Source organism: Mycolicibacterium sp. HS_4_1, assembly GCF_054515875.1.
Window position 1 is genome coordinate 3,094,397 of record NZ_CM137261.1, and the last position, 19,821, is coordinate 3,114,217.

Consider the following 19,821-nt stretch of genomic DNA (forward strand, 5'->3'; position numbering starts at 1 on the left):
GCGAACCTGTTATCAAGAACATCGTTCATCGTTACCGCGAAACACCGTCGAGTAACGGCGGCCCGACCTCAATTGACGCAACAATAGAAATGTTGAAGTACCGCGCTGCGGAGGACAGCACGGGACGTCAGTAGGTCGCCGCTGCCGCGACGGGAGGATATATGCGCAGCTCAGTCGCCGCGGTCACCGTTGCCGTGGTTGGTGTTCTGACCGCGGGATGTGGCAGCACCCCGGGTAAGGCCGTGCCGGTGACCACGCCGCCGATGGTGGCCCGGCCGCTGGTCGAACGTGAACTGGACGGGCTGCTGCTGAACCCCGAGCAGGTGAACGCGACCATGGGATCGGCGGCCATGACGGTGCTCGGCGCCCAGGCCACGATGTCGGACAACAGCAGCACGATGGCACCACCCGAGTGCCTCGTCATCGACGGCGCTGCGGAAGCGACGGTATACGCGGGCAGCGGGTTCTGGGCCGAGCGCGAGCAGAGCATGAACGACGGCGACAAATTCACGCACTACCTGAAGCAGGCGGTGGTGCTGTTCCCGACGCAGGACAAGGCGCAGGAGTTCTTCAACACGTCAGCCCAGCAGTGGCCGGCGTGCAAGCGCTACACGCACACGCAGAGTCAGTCGCAGTGGACCGTCGGGCCGATGACGAATGCGCACGACACCCTCAGCGTGGTCTCGACCGAACAAGACGCGGCCGCACCCGGTTGGGCGTGCGGCCGCGCCTTGGCACACAAGAACAACGTCATCATCGACATCAACACATGCAGTCCCGATCCGGCGGACACGGCGGTCCAGATCGCCAACCAGATCGGTACCAACGTCGCAGCGCGATGGTGACGCGGGCGGTCTAACCGCCGTTGGTGACCGGGTTCGACGTCAGGGTGATGAAGGCGTCGTTGATCCAGACGCCCCAGCGACCACCCCAGGCCGAGGTCCACACGACGGGCTGACCGTCCCAGACCTCGGCCGGCTTTTTCGGAGCCCACGACGGCGGAACCTCACCCTGTCCGGGCGCCGGTGGCGGAGGCTGAGCGGCTGCCAGCGGCATGCCGAAACCGAGCGCCGCCGCCGAGAGCGACCCAGCGATGGCGGCGGCAGACAAAGTCTTCTTGATCGAGGTCATGCACTTGCTCCCCACGTCGACTGCGATTACTTAGCGTATGTAATCACATTATGCCGAATGCTCAGTGCGACGGGGTGGGCACGAATCCGGCGGCAGGCGGCGGCGGCGCGTCGGGACCTTCTGCCGGTGTCACCGGAGCAGAACCCGGCTTCGGGTCGTAATACCCCGGCGGTGGCGGACCGTTCAGCGGGTAATAGCCCGGAGGCAGTGGTGGTCCACCGGTCTTGGGGCCGGTGTCGACGATCGGGTTCGACGACGCCGGGTCGTTGAGCGAGATGAAGCCGGGAGGCAGTTTCGGCGCCGGTCCTGCTCCGGGCGGGGGCCCGGGCGCTTCTTCGGGCGCCATGGTGAGCGCTTCGAGCGGGTTGCCGCTGTGGAACGTGTGCCAGATGTCCCGCAGGTATCCCAACTGACCCGGCGTGTTGCCGGCGCCATAAGTCGGGTTGTCGATCTCGGGCACCGTCGGTGGACCCATCGGCGGCGCGGCGACGGGGCCGCTCGGACCGCCTGCTGGCTCCACGACCGGCTGGCCGGGTGCGGGCGTCGTCGGTGTGGCGGGGTCCGCCGCAGCCGGACCGGCCGCCGCGAACGCGCCGGCAAGCAGGATGCCGCCGACGATCACTGGCGGTCGGAAACGCTCTCGCTCGGTCTTCAAATGCTCGTCCGTCCTCTCCGCCGGCCTCCGTAACGGCTCAGGCTATCGCGTGGGCGGCCCGCCGTCACCTCGTTCGGACCTGCAAAGCCCGGTAGGCCGACCGAATCTCGTCGACCCGAGTCGAGGCGATACCCCACGGCTCGTCGACACCGACCCGATGGTCGAGATCCCACAGCACGCAGACTTCGTCGGGCCCGGCGACTTTTTCCCAGGCGATGACCGTGCGGCGGAGCTGCTCGTGCATCGGCTCGACCACCGCACCGGTGGGAGCCCCACCCTCGGGGTGATGGTGCAGAAACTGGCCGTACGCAGCGTCGCAGAACGCTTTATACCTTGCAGTGCACAGGATCAAGCCATGCCAGGCCTCATCGACGGCGTGCGACGGCATCCCGATCACCTGACCGTCCCGCATGGCCGCCCCGCAACACCGCAACCACTGCCGCAGGCCCTCCTCGACGAGATCCCGCGGCTGCCAGGGGCAGGTCTTGAAGACTGCGGCGGGCAGTTCGAGATCCGCCACCGCGGCGTTCATCTGGTCGAGCGGCCCCTGGCGCTTGAATCGCACCCCTGCAACTGTAGGTCGTGGCGGCAGCTATCCGATTGTCGTCGGCACCGGCATGCGAGTCTGCCGCCGGGCTTCCCAGCGCCGCAGCGCCATCCGGCACGGCTCCTCCAGGAGCGCATAACTCACCGCAGCCACCGCGAATCCGAACGTCGTCGTCAAGACCATCACCACCGGCAGCGCCCCCGGAAACGTCGTCCGCCCGACCATGCCGAGCACCATGTCCAACGCGGCCAGGTGCCACAGGAACAGGCCATACGACCAGCGGCCCAGCGTCACCATCGGTGCACTGCCCAGCACCCGATGCCGATCGTCCGGAGCGCCGAGGACCAACGGCGCCAACAGAGTTCCGGCGATGACGGCCCCCAGAGCCGTCCGCACGATGAACTGGCCGAGCGTCGCGTGGTGGTGCCCACCCGGCATGGCCAGCGGAGACGCCGCGACCAGGAACGCCAGGGCGGCCACAATCATCAGGATGGTTCGCTGCCGGGCCAACTGATGCAGCCAGCCATAGGGCCGGAATATCCACTCCGCCAACAACATCCCGACGGCAAACCACGAGGCGTAGGCCGGCAACCAGTTCAGCGGATTGGCCCCGTGGTACGTCGGGATCGGCAGATAACCCCAGCCGAAGCTGAGCAGGGCGACGCCGGCGATCGCCGGAACCCGCAGGCGCAGTGGCAGTTTCGCAACCGTCAGCGCCAACAGCGGTACCACGAGATAGAACGCCATCTCGACCGACAGGCTCCACATCTGCGTGAGCCCGGCGATCAGCGTCTTCGGAATGAAGACCTGGGTGAGGGTCAGGTTCGCGATCCACACCGTCCGGTCGGCACCGTGGGCGTCCGGCAACAGGGTCAGCACCGCGACCACCGTGAGCAGGTAGGCGGGCATGATCCGGACGAGCCGAGAACGGTAGTAGGGCGCCACCTCGGGATCGGACCGCAACCCGTGCGCCGCAGCGGCGTGGCCACGCCAGAGCAGGAAACCGGACAGCGCGAAGAACACGGCCACCGCCAGGTCGAAGCGGGCCAGCAACCGGCCGACGACACCGTCGGTGTAACCCGTCTGCAGCGCCACATGCGTGAGCACCACGCCCAAGGCCGCGGCGGCCCGCAGGCCCTCGACCGCAGGCAGGAACCCACGCGTCCCGCTCACGGGCTCGGCGGCACGTGCACTCATGCGCACAGTGTGCCCGAGAACCGCGCTCAGCTACCGAAAAGCCCCACATCGACAACCCGGATGACCGGGGCGCCGTCCTCGTCGGACGCCGCCAGGTCGACTTCCACGTCGATGCCCCAGTCGTGATCGTGCGCGGGGTCATCGAGGATCTGCCGAACACGCCACACACCGGGCGCGCGGTCGAAGATCAACATGGCCGGCCCGCGGGCATCCGCTCCGGTACCAACGTCCTCGTGCTCGGTGAAGTACGTCTCCCCCGCGGCTTGCCACCGCTGCGCCGTCCATCCCGACCCGGCATCGAGGGCCCCGAGTTCGTCCCAGCGGCGCCGGGCCCAGAGCTCCACCCGGCGGAACAAGGCGTTGCGCACCATCGCGGTGAACGCCCGCTCGTTGCCGGTCAGTGGACGCACCGGCGCCATGACGGCCACCTCGTCGACCTGATCGGCACTGGTCAACTGTTCCCATTCGTCGAGCAGGCTCGAATCAACCTGGCGCACAAGCTCACCCAGCCACTCCACGATGTCGGTGAGCTCGTCGGTCCGGGCGGCCGCCGGAACACCGGACCGCAGCGCTTTGAACGCGTCGGACAGATAGCGCAGCACCGCGCCCTCGGTCCGGGTCAGCCCGTAGGCACTCACGTACTCCTTGAACGTGAGCCCCTGCTCCCACATCTCGCGGACGACGGACTTGGGGGCCGGGTGCCCGTCGGCCGCCCATGGGTTGGTGCGGCAGTACACCTCGAAGCAGTGCATCAGCAGTTCGTTCAGCGGCCGTGGGTAGGTGACGTCGTCGAGCAATTCGATGCGCTCGTCGTATTCGATACCCTCGGCCTTCATCGCGGCAACGGCCTCGCCGCGGGCCTTTTTCAACTGTGCTGCCAGGATCTGGCGGGGGTCCTCGAGCGTGGCCTCGATCACCGAGACCACATCGCGGGCAAAAGTTTCCGAATCGGGATCGAGCAGTTCCACCGCGGCGAGCGCGAACGTCGACAGCGGCTGGTTCAGCGCGAAATCCGGCGGCAGGTCGACGGTCAGCCGGTAGCGCCTCCCGTCGGGCTCCGGTTCCGGCAGTCGTTCCAGCACCCCGGCCTGCAGAAGCGAGCGCGCGATGCCGACCGCCTCGCGGATGTGCCGCAACTGCCGCTTGCGCGGCTCGTGGTTGTCGCCGAGCAGCCGGCGCATGGCCAGACAGGGGTCACCGCGGCGGTCGACGACGTCGAGGATCATGGCGGTGGAGACTCGCATGTTACTGGTCAGCGCTTCGGGCGCGGCCTCGACGAGTCGCTTCATGGTGTTCTCGCCCCAGGGCACCATGCCCTCAGGCGCCTTGCGGCGCACCAGTTTTCGCCGCTTCTTCGGATCGTCTGCGACCTTGGCGAACTGTTTGAGGTTCTCCACCTCGTGCTCGGGTGCCTGCACCACGACGGTGCCCGCCGTGTCGTAGCCCGCCCGTCCGGCCCGCCCGGCGATCTGGTGGAACTCGCGGGCATTGAGCAACCGCGTGCGGGTGCCGTCGTACTTCGACAGCGCCGAGAACACGACCGTGCGGATCGGCACGTTGATGCCGACGCCGAGAGTGTCAGTGCCGCAGATGACCTTCAACAAGCCCGCCTGGGCCAGCTGCTCCACCAGACGCCGGTACTTCGGCAGCATGCCGGCGTGGTGCACGCCGATGCCGTGCCGGACCAGCCGCGACAGCGTCGAGCCGAACGCGGTGGTGAAGCGGAAGCCGCCGATGTGGTCGGCGATGGCCGCCTTCTCCTCCTTGGTGCTCACGTTGACGCTCATCAGCGCCTGGGCCCGCTCCAGCGCGGCAGCCTGGGTGAAGTGCACGACGTAGATCGGTGACTGTTTGGTCTGCAGCAGGTCGGCGATGGTCTCGTGCATCGCGGTGGTGGCGTAGCTGTAGAACAGCGGCACCGGGCGCTCGGCGCCAGCGACCAGCGCCGTCGGCCGGCCGGTGCGCCGAGTGAGGTCCTCACGCAAGACGGTCACGTCGCCGAGCGTCGCCGACATCAACAGGAACTGAGCTCTGGGCAACTCGAGCAGCGGCACCTGCCACGCCCAGCCGCGATCGGGGTCGCCGTAGAAATGGAACTCGTCCATCACCACCAGTCCGATGTCCGCCTGCGCGCCCTCACGCAGCGCGATGTTGGCGAGGATCTCCGCCGTACAGGCGATGATCGGAGCGCCGGCGTTGACCGCCGCGTCGCCGGTGAGCATGCCGACGTTGGCGGCGCCGAACACGTCGCACAAGGCGAAGAACTTCTCGCTGACCAGGGCCTTGATCGGCGCGGTGTAATAAGTTCGCCGGCTGCTTTCCCTATTGCTCCTCGCGTCCGCACCCGCAAGAGCGAAGTACACCCCGCCCGTGGCCACCAGCGACTTGCCGGAACCCGTTGGCGTCGCCAGCACTACATTGGCGCCACTGGCCAGCTCGATCAGCGCTTCCTCCTGCGCCGGGTACAGCGCTGTGCCCGCCGCATCAGCCCATTCGGCGAATGACGCAAGCAGTTCGTCGGGGTCGGCGCCCGTCGCGCGCAGCGCGGACAGGTCGGCGGGGTCGTCCAAGAGGGATATGCGGGCTGCCATCGTGTGCTCCAGCGTGCCCGATCACCGACCGCGCGTCTGCGGCGGGCAGCCACAAGGCAGGATGCGCGCAGGCAAGATGGCAGCGTGACGTGGTTGATCCCCGACGCGCTCATCGTGGCGCTGTCCCCGATGGCGGTCCTGCCGCCGGTGCTGCTCCTGCTGTACTCCGACCGGCCCCGCGGTGCGGGTCTGACCTACCTGGGCGGGTGGCTCGCCGGGATCACGGCCGTCATCAGCGCGGTGGTGTTGGTGTCACCCGTCGGGCAGTCACACGCCGCCGCGACCAGTTCGCGCTTACAGCTCGGCATCGGCATCGCACTGATCGCACTCGGCGTCCTCACCTGGTTGCGGCGCGCGCACTATGCCAAGGCCACCGGTTGGCTCACCCGGCTGCAGACCGCGTCGCCACTGGTCACGGGGGTCATGGGCGCGGTCTTCGCCATCGCGAACCCCAAGTTCATCCTGGCGTGTGTCGCCGGCGGCGTGGCCATCGACGCCTTCCTGGCCGCTCCCGTCGAAAAGGCCGGCGCCATCGCCTTTTTCGTCGCGGTCGCGGGATCCACCACCGCCGCCCCGATCCTCGCGCACCTGGTGGCTTCGCGTTACGCCGAGAAAGGCCTGGAGCGGATGCGGCACTGGGTGCAGGAACACACGGCCGCGATCACGGCGGTGACATTGACGGGCGTCGGGGCGCTCCTGGTCGTGGTGGCGTCGTCGTGACACCGGCGGAAATTCAGGTGCGCGGACGGCGGATGGAGTGTGACGATCCGAGCCATGCCGAGTTCACTGATCGAAGTACGCCGTCAGTACCGCCAGGCCGACGAGGTCGCCATCATCGATGCCGTCCACGGTGCGCTGGTGGCCGCGTTCCAGATCCCGGTCGGTGACAAGCACGTCCGGCTGGTGGTCCATGAACCGCACCGGTTTTCGCACGCGCCGCACCTGGCGCACCCCGAGCGCTACACGCTGGTGACCATCGACTGTTTCGCCGGCCGTTCAGTGGACGCCAAGCGCGCGCTGTACCGCGAGATCGCGGGCCGCCTTGCCGCGTTCGGCATTCCGGCCGACCACATCACGATCCTGCTGCGCGAGAGCGCGCTCGAGAACTGGGGCGTCCGGGGCGGGCAGGCGGCCTGCGATGTCGACCTCGGCTTCGATGTGAATGTCTGATCGCGTACTCCCGGCCGCCCCGCGGCGATAGGCTCGGAGGGCTCATCGGAAACAAGCTCAGCAAGGAGCAGTCCATGACTCTCGAAGCAGTTGCGACGTCGTTCGAGCAGAACGTCGCCGCCGTGCAGGAGTATTTCGACAGCCCCCGCTTCGACGGCATCACGCGCCTCTACACCGCGCGTCAGGTCGTCGAACAGCGTGGCACCATCCCGTCGGACTATCCGGTGGCCAGGCAGGCCGCCGAAGCGTTCTATCCGCGGTTGCGGGAATTGTTCGCGCAGAAGAAGAGCATCACCACCTTCGGGCCGTACTCCCCCGGCCAGGCGGTGGTCATGAAGCGGATCGGCATCGAAGGCATCTATCTGGGTGGCTGGGCGACTTCGGCCAAGGGCTCCATCAGTGAGGACCCCGGGCCCGACCTGGCCAGCTACCCGCTGAGCCAGGTGCCCGACGAAGCCGCGGGCCTCGTGCGCGCCCTGCTGACCGCGGACCGCAATCAGCAGTACCTGCGCCTGCAGATGACCGATGAACAGCGGGCGACCACGCCGGCCATCGATTACCGGCCGTTCATCATCGCCGACGCCGACACCGGCCACGGCGGAGATGCGCACGTACGCAACCTGATTCGCCGTTTTGTCGAGTCCGGCGTGCCCGGCTACCACATCGAGGATCAGCGGCCCGGCACCAAGAAGTGCGGCCATCAGGGCGGCAAGGTGCTGGTCCCGTCGGACGAACAGCTCAAGCGCCTCAACACCGCGCGCTTCCAGCTCGACATGATGGGCGTGCCCGGAATCATCGTGGCCCGCACCGACGCCGAGGCCGCCAACCTCATCGACAGTGCTGCCGACGAGCGCGACCAGCCGTTCCTGCTGGGCGCCACCAACCTCAAGATTCCGTCCTACAAGTCGTGCTTCCTGGCCATGGTCAGGCGGTTCCATGACAAGGGTGTCACCGACCTGCGCGGGCACCTGCTGTACGCGCTGCCCGAGGGGCAATACGCCACCGCCGAGGCGTGGCTGGACAGCCACGGTATCTCAGGCCTCATCGACGAAGCCGCGGCTGTCTGGGACCAGAATTCCGGGCAGTCCGTCGACTCGGTGTTCGACAAGGTCGAGTCGAAGTTCGTCGAGGCCTGGCAGGCGGATTCAGGACTGAACACCTACTGCGAGGCCGTCGCCGAGGTGCTGCAGTTCCGGGCCAAGGAGGGTGAGGCCACCACGGTGAGCCCCGAGGAGTGGCGCAAGTTCGCCGCCCGCGCGTCGCTGTACGCGGCTCGAGAGAAGGCGCGCGAACTGGGGGCGGACGTGGCGTGGGACTGTGAGCTCGCCAAGACCCCCGAGGGCTACTACCAGGTGCGTGGCGGCATCCCCTATGCCATCGCCAAATCCCTTGCGGCCGCGCCGTTTGCCGACATCCTGTGGATGGAGACCAAGACCGCTGATCTGGCCGAGGCCCGCGAATTCGCGGAGGCCATCCATGCCGAGTTCCCCGACCAGATGCTGGCGTACAACCTGTCGCCGTCGTTCAACTGGGACACCACCGGCATGACTGACGACGAAATGCGCGCGTTCCCCGAGGAGCTCGGCAAGATGGGGTTCGTCTTCAACTTCATCACCTACGGCGGCCACCAGGTGGACGGGGTGGCGTGCGAGGAGTTCGCGACGTCCTTGCGACAGGAGGGCATGCTGGCGCTCGCCAGGCTCCAACGCAAGATGCGCCTGGTCGAATCTCCCTACCGCACACCGCAAACGCTCGTCGGTGGGCCGCGCAGCGATGCCGCGCTGGCGGCATCGTCGGGTCGCACGGCCACCACCAAGGCCATGGGCGCCGGCTCGACTCAGCACCAGCACCTGGTCCAGACAGAGGTGCCCAAGAAGCTGCTCGAAGAGTGGCTGGCCATGTGGAGCGACCACTACCAGATCGGCGAGAAGCTGCACGTTCAGCTGCGTCCCCGCCGCGCCGGGTCCGACGTCCTGGACCTGGGCATCTACGGCAGCGGTGACGAGCCGCTGGCGAACGTCGTCGTCGACCCGATCAAGGACCGGCACGGCCGCAACATCCTCACGGTGCGCGACCAGAACACCTTCGCCGCGAAGCTGCGGCAGAAGCGCCTAATGGATCTGATCCACGTGTGGCTGATCCACCGGTTCAAGTCGGAGATCGTCTACTACGTGACGCCGACCGAGGACAACATCTACCAGACCGAGAAGATGAAGTCGCACGGCCTGTTCAGCAATGTCTATCAAGAGGTCGGAGAGATCATCGTGGCCGACGTGAACCAGCGGCGAATCGACGAACTGCTGGCGCCGGACCGCGAGGCGCTCGGCCGCCTGATCCGCAAGGAGGACTAGGGGCGGGCCGAATCCGGCTCTGCCGTACCGAAAATCGCAATCGCGACCGCACCGGCCACTGCGGTCGCGAATGCGACCCCCACCAACCACCCGAGCCCCGGCTTGGCCACATCACCGAGCAGCAGAACACCGACCACACCGGGGATCACGGTCTCGCCCATGACGAGTGCGGCCGCAACTCCGTTCACCGAACCCACCTGCAACGCGACGGTGAACAGGTAGAACCCGCCCACGCCCGCGATCACGACCGCCCACGCCGCCGGGTCGGAGATGAGTTCATGCCACCGCAGCGGGTCGAGACCGTGGGCGATCCGGACCGCGACGGCCATGGCGCCGTACAGCACACCGGCGATGAGCCCCGCCGGCACCGCCGCCTTCTTGCCGAGCAACCGGACGAGCGCGACCCCGAAGACGAAGATGAGCAGCGACACCGCCAAGACGCTCCAATGCATGTGCCGGCCCGGCACCGCGTTGCCGAGCTCGCCGGCGCTGAAGCCCAGAACACACAAGGCCGCAAGGACTGTGGCGATGGCGGCCCAATCCCGGGCCCGCAGTCGCACGTCGAGAACCACAACGCTGAGGACGGCCGTCACCGCGAGATTGGCGCTCATGATGGTCTGGGAAAGAAACAGCGGGATCAGCCGCGCCGACACCAGGCTGCCGAGGAACCCCAGCCCGTCCAACGCCATGCCGGCCAGGAAAAGCGGCGCCAGCATCGCCGCGATCGTCAAGCGCAGAGTGGGGCCGGCTTCGCCAGCCTCGCCGGCCGACTTGCGCGCGGCGTGCGACTGTAGGACCGAAGCGGTGCCGTAACTGAAACAGGCAACCAGAGCCGCGACGACGCCGATCAGCATTGCGCGGCTCCGGCACGGGCGAACCGAGGGTTGGCAGACATCGGCCAATTGTAGGAGCGCGGCGGCGCGGGTCCCGTGCGCACGAATCCGGGGCGACTGTCATTGCCCAAATCGAGACCCACTACATACGTCGGGCACAGCTCATCCACAACCTGACGACGTTCTATGCTCGGACCGGAGCTCGATGCCCTGCCGTCGACAGCCGAGAATGGCGACCATTGACAATGAGATCAACGAAAATTGTTGCGCGCCTGGCGATCGCCGGCAGCCTCACCGCCGGCGCGTTCGCGCTGGGCACCTGGAACGGTGGCTGGGAACCCGATGGCGGTGTGTGTCTGTTCGGCGCCTGCATCTGATTCCGAAAGGCGTCACCTAAGGCATGCACAGGCCATACATAGCTTGACTAATGACAATGGCTACAGACCGAGAAACAGCGAGCACTGCAATTTCCGTGGTGGTCACCTGAGTCGAGGAATGGGATAGCTATGAAATCGATAAAGCTCATTGTTGGTATGGCCGTTGCCAGCGGGATCGCTGCCGGCGCCGTCGGACTGGGCGCGGGTACTGCCAGTGCAGATACCGGCATGGCCCCGGTCCCGGCCCGCTGGGGTCACGACCACGGCTGGGACGGCGACGGTGGCCCCGGCTGGGGTCCCCCGCCGCCTCCGGCGTGGGGCTGGAACCCGCCCGGCACCTGGAACGGTGGTTGGGAACCTGACGGCGGATTCTGCATCTTCGCCGCCTGCATCTAGCTCAGTCGGATTCCGGGTGCGGCGCCGGTAGCTCCAGCAGCAACCGCGCGCCGCCCAGCGGACTCTGTGTCAAAGATGCTGTGCCGCCGTGCAGTTCGGCCTGCTGGGCGACCAGCGCCAGGCCGAGTCCGGAGCCCGAGTGCGACGCCGTCGAGCCGCGGGCGAAGCGGTGGAACACCACGTCACGCTCGTGTTCCGGTACGCCGGTGCCATTGTCGTCGATGGCGATCTGCACGCCGTCGTGCGAGCTGACCGCCGACAACTGCACGCGCGTCGCGCCACCGTGCTTGACCGCGTTCGCGATCGCGTTGTCGACCACCAGCCGGAGCCCGACGGGCAGTCCGAGCATCAGCACCGTCGCCGACGGCACGAGAGCGACGTTGAGGTCCGGATACACCCGCACGGCGTCGTGGGCAGCCCGGTCGAGCAGCTCGGTGATGTCGACGGGGACCAGATCGTCGGCGGTGGTCAGTTCGCCCTGTGCCAGCCGCTCCAATGCCGTCAGTGTCGCCTCGATGCGGCTCTGGGTGCGCATGACGTCACTGATCACCTCGTTGCGCTGCTCCACGCCCAGGTCGAGTGTGGACAGCACCTCGAGGTTGGTGCGCATCGCCGTCAATGGGGTACGCAGTTCATGCGAGGCGACCGAGGCGAAGTCGCGAGCTGATTCCAGCGCGGCCTTGGTCCGGGCCTGCTCCTCGCCGATGCGGGACAACATGCCCTCGACCGCCTCCGCGATCTCCACGGCCTCCGAGACGCCACGTACGTGCACCTCTTCAGGCTTCGACTGGGCGTTGATCTGCCTGGCCTGCTGGGCGAGCTTGCGGAACGGGTTGATCATGATGAACCACATCGAGCCACCGACGAGGAACGTGCCGAGGATGACGCCGCTGCAGATGGCCAGGATGCGCATGTGCAGTGTGCGGATCTGACTCCGCGCCTCCGCCAACGGTGCCCCGAGCGCGATCGACGCCGACCCCGTCGTGACGGTGCGGACCCGGTACTCGACGCCGTTGATCGTGGTGTTGGCATATCCGTTCTCGAATTGCGGCAGCACGATCTCCGGCGGCATCGAGACCGTCGCCGCGCCGATCCGCACCGTGCGAACGAGCGATCCCTCGGCTTGGGGCGTGCCAGTGGGGCTCTGCTTGGCAATGCTCAGCAGGGTGTTGACGTCGGGCAGGCTACTCAGGGAGTCCAGCCGACGGTCGAGCTGGCTGTACTGGTCGTTGGTGACACCGATCCACACCCAGGTACCGATGATCAGCACCGTCGCGACCACCGACAAGGCGGCGACAACGACGATTGCTCGCAACGACAAAGCCGGTATCGGTGATCGCAGCTGCACCAGGTCATCATGCCCGATGCAAAAAAGACTGACGGGGTGCGTGCCCCTGGCACGCACCCCGTCAGCCGAACAGCTGGTGTTACTTGGCGGCTGCGAGAGCCGCGTCGTAATCCGGTTCCTGGGCGATCTCGGGTACGAGTTCGGTGTACGCGACGTTACCGTCGGCACCGATCACGACGATGGCGCGGGCGAGCAGGCCCGCCATGGGGCCGTCGGCCAGCGCGACGCCGTAGTCGGCGCCGAAGCTGTCGCGGAACGACGACGCGGTGGAGACGTTCTCGATGCCCTCGGAACCGCAGAAGCGCTTCTGCGCGAACGGCAGATCGTTGGACACGCACAAGACTGTGGCGCCACGGGCGGCCGCACGCTCGTTGAAGGTCCGGACGCTGGTGGCACACACCGGGGTGTCGATCGACGGAAAGATGTTGAGCACCAAGGGCTTACCGCTGAACTGCTCGTTGGTGACCGGACCGAGGTCGACACCGGTCAAGGCGAACGCCGGAGCCGCGGAGCCGACAGCGGGCAGGTCGCCGACGGTGTTGATGGGGTTACCACGCAGGGTTATCTGTGCCATACCCCACAGTCTGTCAAGACGACGCCGAGGCTGCAGCGTGGGGGTGCTGCTGTGCCGTCCGTTGTGGGGCCGTCACTGCCATTCGATGATGCGGCTCAGGTACGGATCCATGCCGTTGGTGCGGACTGGGCCCACGGTGACGGACGGCTCGGTGCCCTCGACCATCTGCCCGTTGCCGACGAACATCGCGACGCTCTGCGAACCGGCCGGGCCGTAGAACAGCAGGTCGCCCGGCAGCGCCTGGTCCGCAGTGATCTTGCGGCCTACCTTGTACTGCTCGCCCGACGACCGCGGCAGCTTGATGCCCACGCCGGCGAACGCGTACTGAATCAAACCGGAGGCGTCGAAGCCCGGTGTGGTCGGCACGGGCGTGATCGCCCCCGCCGCAGGTGTCGGGCCGAACAGACCCGACAGGCCGGGGATGAGGGCGTTGGACTGAGGCGCAGCAGCCGGCTGCGTGACACCCATCGGCTGCAGGCCCACCTGAGGCGCTGGCTGGCTCACCGGGGCCGCCGCGGTCGTGACGCTGGCCGGAGGCAGGCTGGGACCGTTGGCGTTGCCGCCGCCGTAGACGAACGGCACCCCGCGCTGCGACAGCGCACGCTGGATGACGAAATCGATGGCCTGCCGGTGAGTGCCGCCGGTCCAGGTCGTGTTGTCGGCCGACGCAAGGGGCGCCGACACCAGCGGGGCCGCCATCGCGATGGGTGTCGCAAGCAGTGCTGCGCTCGCCATCGTCACAATCATCCGTCGCATGTCGACACCTCTCTTCGTGCACCACTGGGGCACACGACGCCGCGTCGTCTACGCGGGGGTCGCGACCCCTGTGGTCCCTCTCCTCACAAATTTCACTACCGTCACTTTAACCCCACGCGTGCGCGTTATCCCATATAAATGCAGGTCAGCGCACGATCTTTATCGAAAATGTGATCGAATGGTGATCGGGCACGACAGGCCCCGGGCCGCGGCCGCCTCTAGGCTTTCCGGCATGGCAGCGATCCTGACGGTGAATCTGGCGGTCCCACAGCCGAGCCCCGACAAGGATGAGTTGGTCACCGGCATCGACAAGCGCCCGACTTCCGAGCCAGTGCCGGTTCGGGCACCGGGACCCATGCAGGGCGGCCTCGGCAGCGGCCTGATCGGTGACACCATCGGCGACCAGCAGTTCCACGGCGGCGACGATCAGGCGGTGTACGCCTACGCCCGCGAAGACCTCGATGCGTGGCAGCTAAGCCTCGGCAGGGTGCTGAGCAACGGCTCGTTCGGCGAGAACCTCACCACCACGGGGCTCGAGGTGAACGAAGCCCTCATCGGCGAACGCTGGCAGATCGGCGATGGCGGTCCACTCCTCGAGGTGAGCCGGCCGCGCATCCCGTGCCGCACCTTTGCCGAGTGGCTCGAAATCCACGGTTGGGTCAAGACTTTCACCAAAGAAGCCATACCTGGTGCCTACCTCCGGATCGTGACGCCGGGCGTGCTCCGCGCCGGGGCATCGATCACGGTGGTCTCCCGACCGCCGCACGACGTCACTGTCGCCCTGGTGTTTCGCGCGCTGACCCTGGAACCCGAGCTACTCCCGAGCTTGCTGCCCGCCGATGCGTTGCCGGACGTGATCAAAGAGCGAATCCGGCAGCGAGTGCACTAGCGGTCAATCGCGCAGCACGGCAGCGGCCGCCACCCCGGCGACGATCTCGAGCGTCACGATGACGGCCGCCACCGCCGTCCACCCGGCGGCATCGAAGGCGATGCCGCCGACCCATCCGATGACACTCGAACCGGCGTAGTAGGACAAGTTGTACAGCGAGCCGGCCTGTGCCTTGCCCACCGTGGCCAACTGACCCGTCCAGCCCGACGCGGTCGCATGCGCGCCGAAGAACCCCGCGGTGGCGACCAGGAGACCGGCGAGGACCGTGAACACGTTGTGGCTCAGCGTGATCAGCACACCGGCACCCATCACCACGACACTGCCCAGCAGTACCGGACGCCGGCCGTAGCGACTGGCGGCGGCCCCGGCCCACGCCGACGCCCAGGTACCCGCCAGGTAGGCCACGAATACCAGGCTGACGACGGTCTGCGGCAAGCCGAACGGCGCCGCGCTCAGCCGGAAGCCGAGGAAGTTGTACATCGCGACGAATCCGCCCATCAGCAGGAAGCCCTGCAGGTAGAGCACCAGCTGCCTGGGGTTGCGGAGGTTGGCGGCCAACCGGTGCGCCAGGGAGCCCTCGAATTGCTCACCGGCCGGGACGAACCCCTGGGGTTCGGGGGCGAGCCGCATGAACCCGACAGCCGCTGCGCTGCAGAGCAATCCGACGACGAACATGGCCCACCGCCAGTCGGTGAGCTCGGCCACCGGTGCGGCCACGAGACGGCCGAGCAACCCGCCGATCGTGGTGCCGGCGACGTAGGTGCCGGCCGCCCGCGCGGCGTGGCCGGCTTCGATCTCCTCGGTGAGGTAGGCCACCGCGATGGCCGGCACTCCCCCGAGTGCCAGACCTTCGGTGAGTCGGCCGGCCAGCAGCAAGTGGAACGTCGGCGCGAAGGGCACCAGCAACGCCAAACCCGTTGCAATGCAAACTGAATAGGACATCGCCCGCACTCGGCCGATCCGGTCGGCCAGCGTCGACCAGCCGATCACCCCGAGCGCCAAGCCGATTGTCGATGCCGACACCATGAGTGCCGATGCCGCCGCGCCGCCGCCCAGGCTGCGGGCGATCAGCGGCAAGACCGCCTGCGGCGAATACAGCTGCGCGAAGGTCGCGACGCCGGCGCAGAACAGCGCACCGAGCAGCCTGCGGTAGTCGGTGGATCCACGCGCGTGGCCGGTCCAGACAGGCGCTTCAACAGTCACAAGCAGAAGGCTAGGAACGCCCTATTGATGTGTCCAATACATCATTTTAAGTTGAATGATGCGCATACCGCATCAGAAGCCACCCGCGGTCACGAACTCGGCGAATCGTCCTGCGGCAGGCGGTAATTCGCGACCTCGGACCCATGCCATGCCAATTTCGCGCTTCACCCGGGTATCGGACAATGGGATGTACGTCACCGACGGATCGCCACGACCCGGCCGTGGCACCGGCACCACCGCGACGCCGAAGCCCGCAGCCACCAGACCTTCCATCGTCGGAATCTCCATGGCTTCGAACGCGATCTCGGGCGTGATGCCACTCTCGGCCCAGACTTGATCGGTCAGCTGACGCAGCCCGAATTCCGCGCCGAGCGCGATGAAGGTCTCGTCGGCCGCCTCACTCAAGCGCACGCGCACCCGCCCGGCCAGGCGGTGATCGGCGGGCACCGCCAGACAAAGCCGCTCGACATACAACACCCGCCACATGCACGGCACCTGCGCGGGCCGCGGCGACGTGATCGCGACATCGGCCTGCCCGGTACGCAGCCGCTCCGCAATGTCGTGCGCCGCCCCCTGGAACAGCTCGAACCGCACCGCGGGGGCCAGCGCCCGGAACTGCCGAAGCGCCTCGGGTACAAACCAATTGGCCGTCGAATGCAGAAAGGCCAACCGCACCAGGCCACTGTCCGGATTCCGCAGAGCGTCGATCCGGCTGTGCGCCGCATCCATCTCGGCGATGCCGCGGCGGGCATGTTCGAGCATGATCCGGCCGTAGCCGTTCAGCTGAAGACGGCGACCGATGCGATCGAAAAGTGGTGTGCCGAACTGGTTTTCCAAGCGGGCCAAGGCCCGCGACAGCGTCGGTTGGGCAACCCCCAGCTCCGCGGCGGCGACGGTGACGTGCTCGGTTTCAGCGAGGACGACGAACCAGCGGAGTTCGTCGAGGAGCACAAAACGACAGTACCCCGTGGACCGAACGGCCCACGGGGTACTGGATCAGGTTGTTACCGGATGTCGAACCGGTCGGCGTCCATCACCTTGGTCCACGCCGCGACGAAGTCCTTGACGAACTTCTCCCTGGCGTCATCCTCGGCGTATACCTCGACCAGCGCTCGCAGCTGCGAGTTCGAGCCGAACAGCAGGTCGACCCGGCTGGCCGTCCACTTCGGCGCACCGCTGCTGCGGTCGGTGCCGACGTAGGTGCCGTCATCAGCCGGAGACGGGGCCCACTTGGTGGACATGTCGGTCAGGTTGACGAAGTAGTCGTTGGTCAGGTGACCCACGTTCTGCGTCAGCACGCCGAGGTCCGAACCACCGTGGTTGGCACCGAGCACGCGTAGACCACCGATCAGCACGGTCATCTCCGGCGCCGACAGACCGAGCAGGTTGGCACGGTCGATCAGCCGGTACTCGGACGGCAGCGTGTCACCCTTGCCGACGAAATTCCGGAAGCCGTCGCCCTTGGGCTCGAGGTAGGCGAACGACTCGACGTCGGTCTGGTCCTGGCTGGCGTCGCCACGGCCCGAGGTGAACGGCACCGCGACGTCGAAACCGGCGTCCTTGATGGCCTTTTCGAGCCCGACGACACCGCCGAGCACCACCAGGTCAGCGAAGGACACACCGGTCGGTGAGGCTTGCTGGATCTCCTCGAGCTTGCGGATCACCTGAGCCAGCTCGTCGGGCTCGTTGACCTCCCAGCCGAGCTGTGGCTGCAGCCGGATGCGACCACCGTTGGCGCCACCGCGCATGTCGCTCGAGCGGAACGAGGCCGCCGCCTTCCATGCGGTGTTGACAAGCTGCTGCACCGACAGGCCGGACTCGGCGATGGCGGTCTTCAAGGTGGCGACGTCAGCCTCTGACAGCGTCTTGCCGGCGGGCACGACGTCCTGCCACAGCCAGGTCTGCTTCGGCACCAGCGGGCCGAGATAGCGGACCACCGGACCCATGTCGCGGTGCAGCAGCTTGAACCAGGCCTTGGCGTACTCCTCGGCCAACTCCTCCGGGTGGTCCAGCCAGCGGCGGGTGATCTCGCCGTAGATCGGGTCGAACCGCATCGACAGGTCGGTGGTGAGCATCGACGGGTGGGTCTTGCCGGTGCCCTGAGCCATGGGCACCGAGTTGGCCCAGCCGTTGTCCTTGGGCTTCCACTGGTTGGCGCCCGCGGGGCTCTTGGTCAGCTCCCACTCGTTGCCGTAGAGAATCTCCAGGAACGAGTTGTCCCACTTGGTCGGGGTGTGCGTCCAGGTGACCTCGATGCCACTGCTGACGGTCTCGTTGCCGAGGCCGGGGTTGGCCCAGCCCAGGCCCATCTGCTCCAGCGGGGCGGCCTCGGGCTCCGGCCCGTTCTCGATGTCGGTGGCGCCGTGGGTCTTGCCGAAGGTGTGGCCACCCACGATCAGGGCCGCGGTCTCGACGTCATTCATCGCCATGCGACCGAAGGTCTCACGGATGTCGATGGCAGCAGCCAGGTAGTCCGGATTACCTTCGGGCCCTTCGGGATTGACGTAGATGAGGCCCATGTGGCTGGCGGCCAGCGGGTTCTCGAGCTTGGTGCGGTCACCAACGCCGGCGTAGCGCTCCTGCGAGCCCAGCCACTCGTGCTCGGCACCCCAGTAGATGTCCTCCTCGGGCTCCCAGAAGTCCGGACGACCGAAGGCGAAGCCGGCGGTCTTGAAGCCCATGTGCTCCATCGCGCGGTTGCCGGCGTAGACGATCAGGTCGGACCACGAGATCTTCTTGCCGTACTTCTTCTTGAGCGGCCAGAGCAGCCGACGGGCCTTGTCCAGGCTGACGTTGTCGGGCCAGCTGTTCAGCGGCGCGAAACGCTGCATACCGCGGCCGCCACCGCCGCGGCCGTCCGCGACCCGGTACGTGCCGGCGGCATGCCAGGACATCCGGACGAAAAGCGGTCCGTAGTGGCCGAAATCGGCCGGCCACCACTCTTGCGAATTGGTCAGCAGCTCGTCGAAATCGCGCTCGAAGGCCTCGAAGTCGAGGCTCTGGACGGCCTGTCGGTAGTCGTAGCCCTCGTCGGTCGGATCGATGGCCGGCGGGTTCTTCTGCAGGACCTTCAGGTTGACCGCATTGGGCCACCAGTCCCGGTTGCTACCACCCTCGACAGGCGGCTTGATGCGCATCGGGCAACCGCCTTCGGCGGGCTCGGTCTGTGCTTCTCCGATCGGAGGATGAGTTTCCTCAGGCACTGCACTTCCTTTCGAGGGTGGTGAATTGGGCTGCGATCACGGATGTGATCGTGAACTTGTTACGGTCGCGCAGTCGGGGCACATGCCCCAGTAGATGACTTCGGCCTCGTCGACCACGAAGCCGTCGAGCACGCCGTGACTGTCCGACGGGGTCAGGCACGGCGTTTCGCCGGTGGCACAGTCGATGTCGGCAATGGCGCCGCAGGAACGGCACACGACGTGGTGGTGGTTGTCCCCTACGCGGGTTTCATACCGCGCCACTGACCCCGAGGGCTGAATGCGCCGGATCAGTCCGGCCGTGGTCAGGGCTGCCAGCACGTCGTAGACCGCTTGACGGGAGACCTCCGGCAGGATGGCGCGGACCGCGTCGAAGACCGTCTCCGTATCGGCGTGCGGACGCACGGACACGACCTCGAGGACTGCGAGGCGGGGCCGCGTCACACGGAGATCTGCCGAACGCAGCTGCTCCGCGTAGTCGGTCGTCACGTGATCACTTCTACGCCCTTTTTTGGACTGAGTCAAGACTTGGCGGTGATTTGCGTCACGCGATGTTGCGGCGGGATCCGGCCGGCGACCGTCATTCACGGAGGTCAAAGCCGT

The 19,821-nt window shown here is 67.1% G+C and carries 20 protein-coding genes; 7 read left to right on the forward strand and 13 right to left on the reverse strand.

The window, feature by feature from the left end:
- Positions 1 to 161: 161 nt before the first annotated feature.
- Positions 162 to 845, forward strand: a complete 684-nt coding sequence (locus ACX12F_RS14795; protein ID WP_459365315.1) for a sensor domain-containing protein — start codon at positions 162 to 164, stop codon at positions 843 to 845.
- A 10-nt stretch (positions 846 to 855) separates the two neighbouring features.
- Here ACX12F_RS14795 and ACX12F_RS14800 read toward each other — a convergent pair whose 3' ends face one another.
- From ACX12F_RS14800 to ACX12F_RS14820, 5 genes are all read right to left on the reverse strand, one after another.
- A complete protein-coding gene (locus ACX12F_RS14800; RefSeq protein ID WP_459365316.1) occupies positions 856 to 1,131 on the reverse strand; it encodes a hypothetical protein in 276 nt (91 codons plus the stop codon).
- A gap of 61 nt (positions 1,132 to 1,192) precedes the next feature.
- Complete coding sequence (locus tag ACX12F_RS14805; RefSeq protein WP_459365317.1) at positions 1,193 to 1,786, reverse strand: hypothetical protein; 594 nt, start codon at positions 1,784 to 1,786, stop codon at positions 1,193 to 1,195.
- A gap of 64 nt (positions 1,787 to 1,850) precedes the next feature.
- Entirely contained in the window at positions 1,851 to 2,351 is a 501-nt protein-coding gene (locus ACX12F_RS14810) for a UCP032817 domain-containing protein (protein ID WP_459365318.1), read from the reverse strand.
- 27 nt (positions 2,352 to 2,378) lie between these two features.
- Complete coding sequence (locus ACX12F_RS14815) at positions 2,379 to 3,530, reverse strand: acyltransferase family protein (RefSeq protein WP_459365319.1); 1,152 nt, start codon at positions 3,528 to 3,530, stop codon at positions 2,379 to 2,381.
- Between the two features lie 26 nt (positions 3,531 to 3,556).
- Positions 3,557 to 6,121, reverse strand: coding sequence for a DEAD/DEAH box helicase (locus ACX12F_RS14820; RefSeq protein WP_459365320.1), 2,565 nt, complete (start codon positions 6,119 to 6,121; stop codon positions 3,557 to 3,559).
- Between the two features lie 84 nt (positions 6,122 to 6,205).
- Here ACX12F_RS14820 and ACX12F_RS14825 point away from each other — a divergent pair, with 84 nt between their 5' ends.
- The 3 genes from ACX12F_RS14825 to aceA all read left to right on the forward strand — a co-directional run bounded on the left by ACX12F_RS14825 (position 6,206) and on the right by aceA (position 9,642).
- Positions 6,206 to 6,841 carry a GAP family protein gene (locus ACX12F_RS14825; RefSeq protein ID WP_459365321.1) on the forward strand — a complete coding sequence of 212 codons (636 nt, stop codon included), beginning with the start codon at positions 6,206 to 6,208 and terminating at the stop codon, positions 6,839 to 6,841.
- Between the two features lie 54 nt (positions 6,842 to 6,895).
- Positions 6,896 to 7,291, forward strand: a complete 396-nt coding sequence (locus ACX12F_RS14830; protein WP_459365322.1) for a tautomerase family protein — start codon at positions 6,896 to 6,898, stop codon at positions 7,289 to 7,291.
- 74 nt (positions 7,292 to 7,365) lie between these two features.
- Complete coding sequence (aceA, locus tag ACX12F_RS14835; protein WP_459365323.1) at positions 7,366 to 9,642, forward strand: isocitrate lyase ICL2; 2,277 nt, start codon at positions 7,366 to 7,368, stop codon at positions 9,640 to 9,642.
- On the opposite strand, the gene ACX12F_RS14840 is transcribed toward aceA, so the two are convergent.
- A complete protein-coding gene (locus ACX12F_RS14840) occupies positions 9,639 to 10,496 on the reverse strand; it encodes a hypothetical protein (protein WP_459365324.1) in 858 nt (285 codons plus the stop codon). The genes aceA and ACX12F_RS14840 overlap by 4 nt on opposite strands.
- 224 nt (positions 10,497 to 10,720) lie before the next feature.
- On the opposite strand from ACX12F_RS14840, the gene ACX12F_RS14845 reads away from it, so the two are divergent.
- Together ACX12F_RS14845 and ACX12F_RS14850 are read left to right on the forward strand one after the other, a co-directional pair.
- On the forward strand, positions 10,721 to 10,852 hold the full coding sequence (locus ACX12F_RS14845) for a hypothetical protein (protein WP_459365325.1): 132 nt from the start codon (positions 10,721 to 10,723) through the stop codon (positions 10,850 to 10,852).
- 156 nt (positions 10,853 to 11,008) lie between these two features.
- On the forward strand, positions 11,009 to 11,248 hold the full coding sequence (locus ACX12F_RS14850; RefSeq protein ID WP_459365326.1) for a hypothetical protein: 240 nt from the start codon (positions 11,009 to 11,011) through the stop codon (positions 11,246 to 11,248).
- Between the two features lies 1 nt (position 11,249).
- Here ACX12F_RS14850 and ACX12F_RS14855 read toward each other — a convergent pair whose 3' ends face one another.
- From ACX12F_RS14855 to ripD, 3 genes are all read right to left on the reverse strand, one after another.
- A complete protein-coding gene (locus ACX12F_RS14855) occupies positions 11,250 to 12,596 on the reverse strand; it encodes a sensor histidine kinase (protein WP_459365327.1) in 1,347 nt (448 codons plus the stop codon).
- A gap of 79 nt (positions 12,597 to 12,675) precedes the next feature.
- Positions 12,676 to 13,170 (reverse strand): thiol peroxidase, encoded by a 495-nt coding sequence (gene tpx / locus ACX12F_RS14860; RefSeq protein WP_459365328.1) that lies wholly within the window; start codon positions 13,168 to 13,170, stop codon positions 12,676 to 12,678.
- Positions 13,171 to 13,242: 72 nt separating this feature from the next.
- The gene (ripD, locus tag ACX12F_RS14865; protein ID WP_459365329.1) at positions 13,243 to 13,926 is read right to left on the reverse strand and encodes an NlpC/P60 family peptidoglycan-binding protein RipD; all 684 of its coding nucleotides are present in this window, start codon (positions 13,924 to 13,926) and stop codon (positions 13,243 to 13,245) included.
- A gap of 232 nt (positions 13,927 to 14,158) precedes the next feature.
- On the opposite strand from ripD, the gene ACX12F_RS14870 reads away from it, so the two are divergent.
- Entirely contained in the window at positions 14,159 to 14,815 is a 657-nt protein-coding gene (locus ACX12F_RS14870; RefSeq protein WP_459365330.1) for an MOSC domain-containing protein, read from the forward strand.
- Between the two features lie 3 nt (positions 14,816 to 14,818).
- Here the strand turns inward: ACX12F_RS14870 and ACX12F_RS14875 are convergent, their stop codons facing one another.
- From ACX12F_RS14875 to ACX12F_RS14890, 4 genes are all read right to left on the reverse strand, one after another.
- On the reverse strand, positions 14,819 to 16,024 hold the full coding sequence (locus ACX12F_RS14875; protein WP_459370357.1) for an MFS transporter: 1,206 nt from the start codon (positions 16,022 to 16,024) through the stop codon (positions 14,819 to 14,821).
- 66 nt (positions 16,025 to 16,090) lie between these two features.
- Entirely contained in the window at positions 16,091 to 16,969 is an 879-nt protein-coding gene (locus ACX12F_RS14880; protein ID WP_459365331.1) for a LysR family transcriptional regulator, read from the reverse strand.
- Between the two features lie 53 nt (positions 16,970 to 17,022).
- The gene (gene katG, locus ACX12F_RS14885) at positions 17,023 to 19,221 is read right to left on the reverse strand and encodes a catalase/peroxidase HPI (protein WP_459365332.1); all 2,199 of its coding nucleotides are present in this window, start codon (positions 19,219 to 19,221) and stop codon (positions 17,023 to 17,025) included.
- A gap of 36 nt (positions 19,222 to 19,257) precedes the next feature.
- On the reverse strand, positions 19,258 to 19,707 hold the full coding sequence (locus ACX12F_RS14890; RefSeq protein ID WP_459365333.1) for a Fur family transcriptional regulator: 450 nt from the start codon (positions 19,705 to 19,707) through the stop codon (positions 19,258 to 19,260).
- Positions 19,708 to 19,821 lie beyond the last annotated feature (114 nt).

What these genes read in the sequence shown, in the direction of transcription:
- ACX12F_RS14795 (WP_459365315.1), top strand. Translation starts at nt 162, where the DNA reads ATGCGCAGCTCAGTCGCCGCGGTCACCGTTGCCGTGGTTGGTGTTCTG.
- ACX12F_RS14800 (WP_459365316.1), bottom strand. Translation starts at nt 1,131, where the DNA reads ATGACCTCGATCAAGAAGACTTTGTCTGCCGCCGCCATCGCTGGGTCG.
- ACX12F_RS14815 (WP_459365319.1), bottom strand. Translation starts at nt 3,530, where the DNA reads ATGAGTGCACGTGCCGCCGAGCCCGTGAGCGGGACGCGTGGGTTCCTG.
- ACX12F_RS14820 (WP_459365320.1), bottom strand. Translation starts at nt 6,121, where the DNA reads ATGGCAGCCCGCATATCCCTCTTGGACGACCCCGCCGACCTGTCCGCG.
- ACX12F_RS14830 (WP_459365322.1), top strand. Translation starts at nt 6,896, where the DNA reads ATGCCGAGTTCACTGATCGAAGTACGCCGTCAGTACCGCCAGGCCGAC.
- aceA (WP_459365323.1), top strand. Translation starts at nt 7,366, where the DNA reads ATGACTCTCGAAGCAGTTGCGACGTCGTTCGAGCAGAACGTCGCCGCC.
- ACX12F_RS14840 (WP_459365324.1), bottom strand. Translation starts at nt 10,496, where the DNA reads ATGCTGATCGGCGTCGTCGCGGCTCTGGTTGCCTGTTTCAGTTACGGC.
- ACX12F_RS14845 (WP_459365325.1), top strand. Translation starts at nt 10,721, where the DNA reads ATGAGATCAACGAAAATTGTTGCGCGCCTGGCGATCGCCGGCAGCCTC.
- ACX12F_RS14850 (WP_459365326.1), top strand. Translation starts at nt 11,009, where the DNA reads ATGGCCGTTGCCAGCGGGATCGCTGCCGGCGCCGTCGGACTGGGCGCG.
- tpx (WP_459365328.1), bottom strand. Translation starts at nt 13,170, where the DNA reads ATGGCACAGATAACCCTGCGTGGTAACCCCATCAACACCGTCGGCGAC.
- ripD (WP_459365329.1), bottom strand. Translation starts at nt 13,926, where the DNA reads ATGCGACGGATGATTGTGACGATGGCGAGCGCAGCACTGCTTGCGACA.
- ACX12F_RS14870 (WP_459365330.1), top strand. Translation starts at nt 14,159, where the DNA reads ATGGCAGCGATCCTGACGGTGAATCTGGCGGTCCCACAGCCGAGCCCC.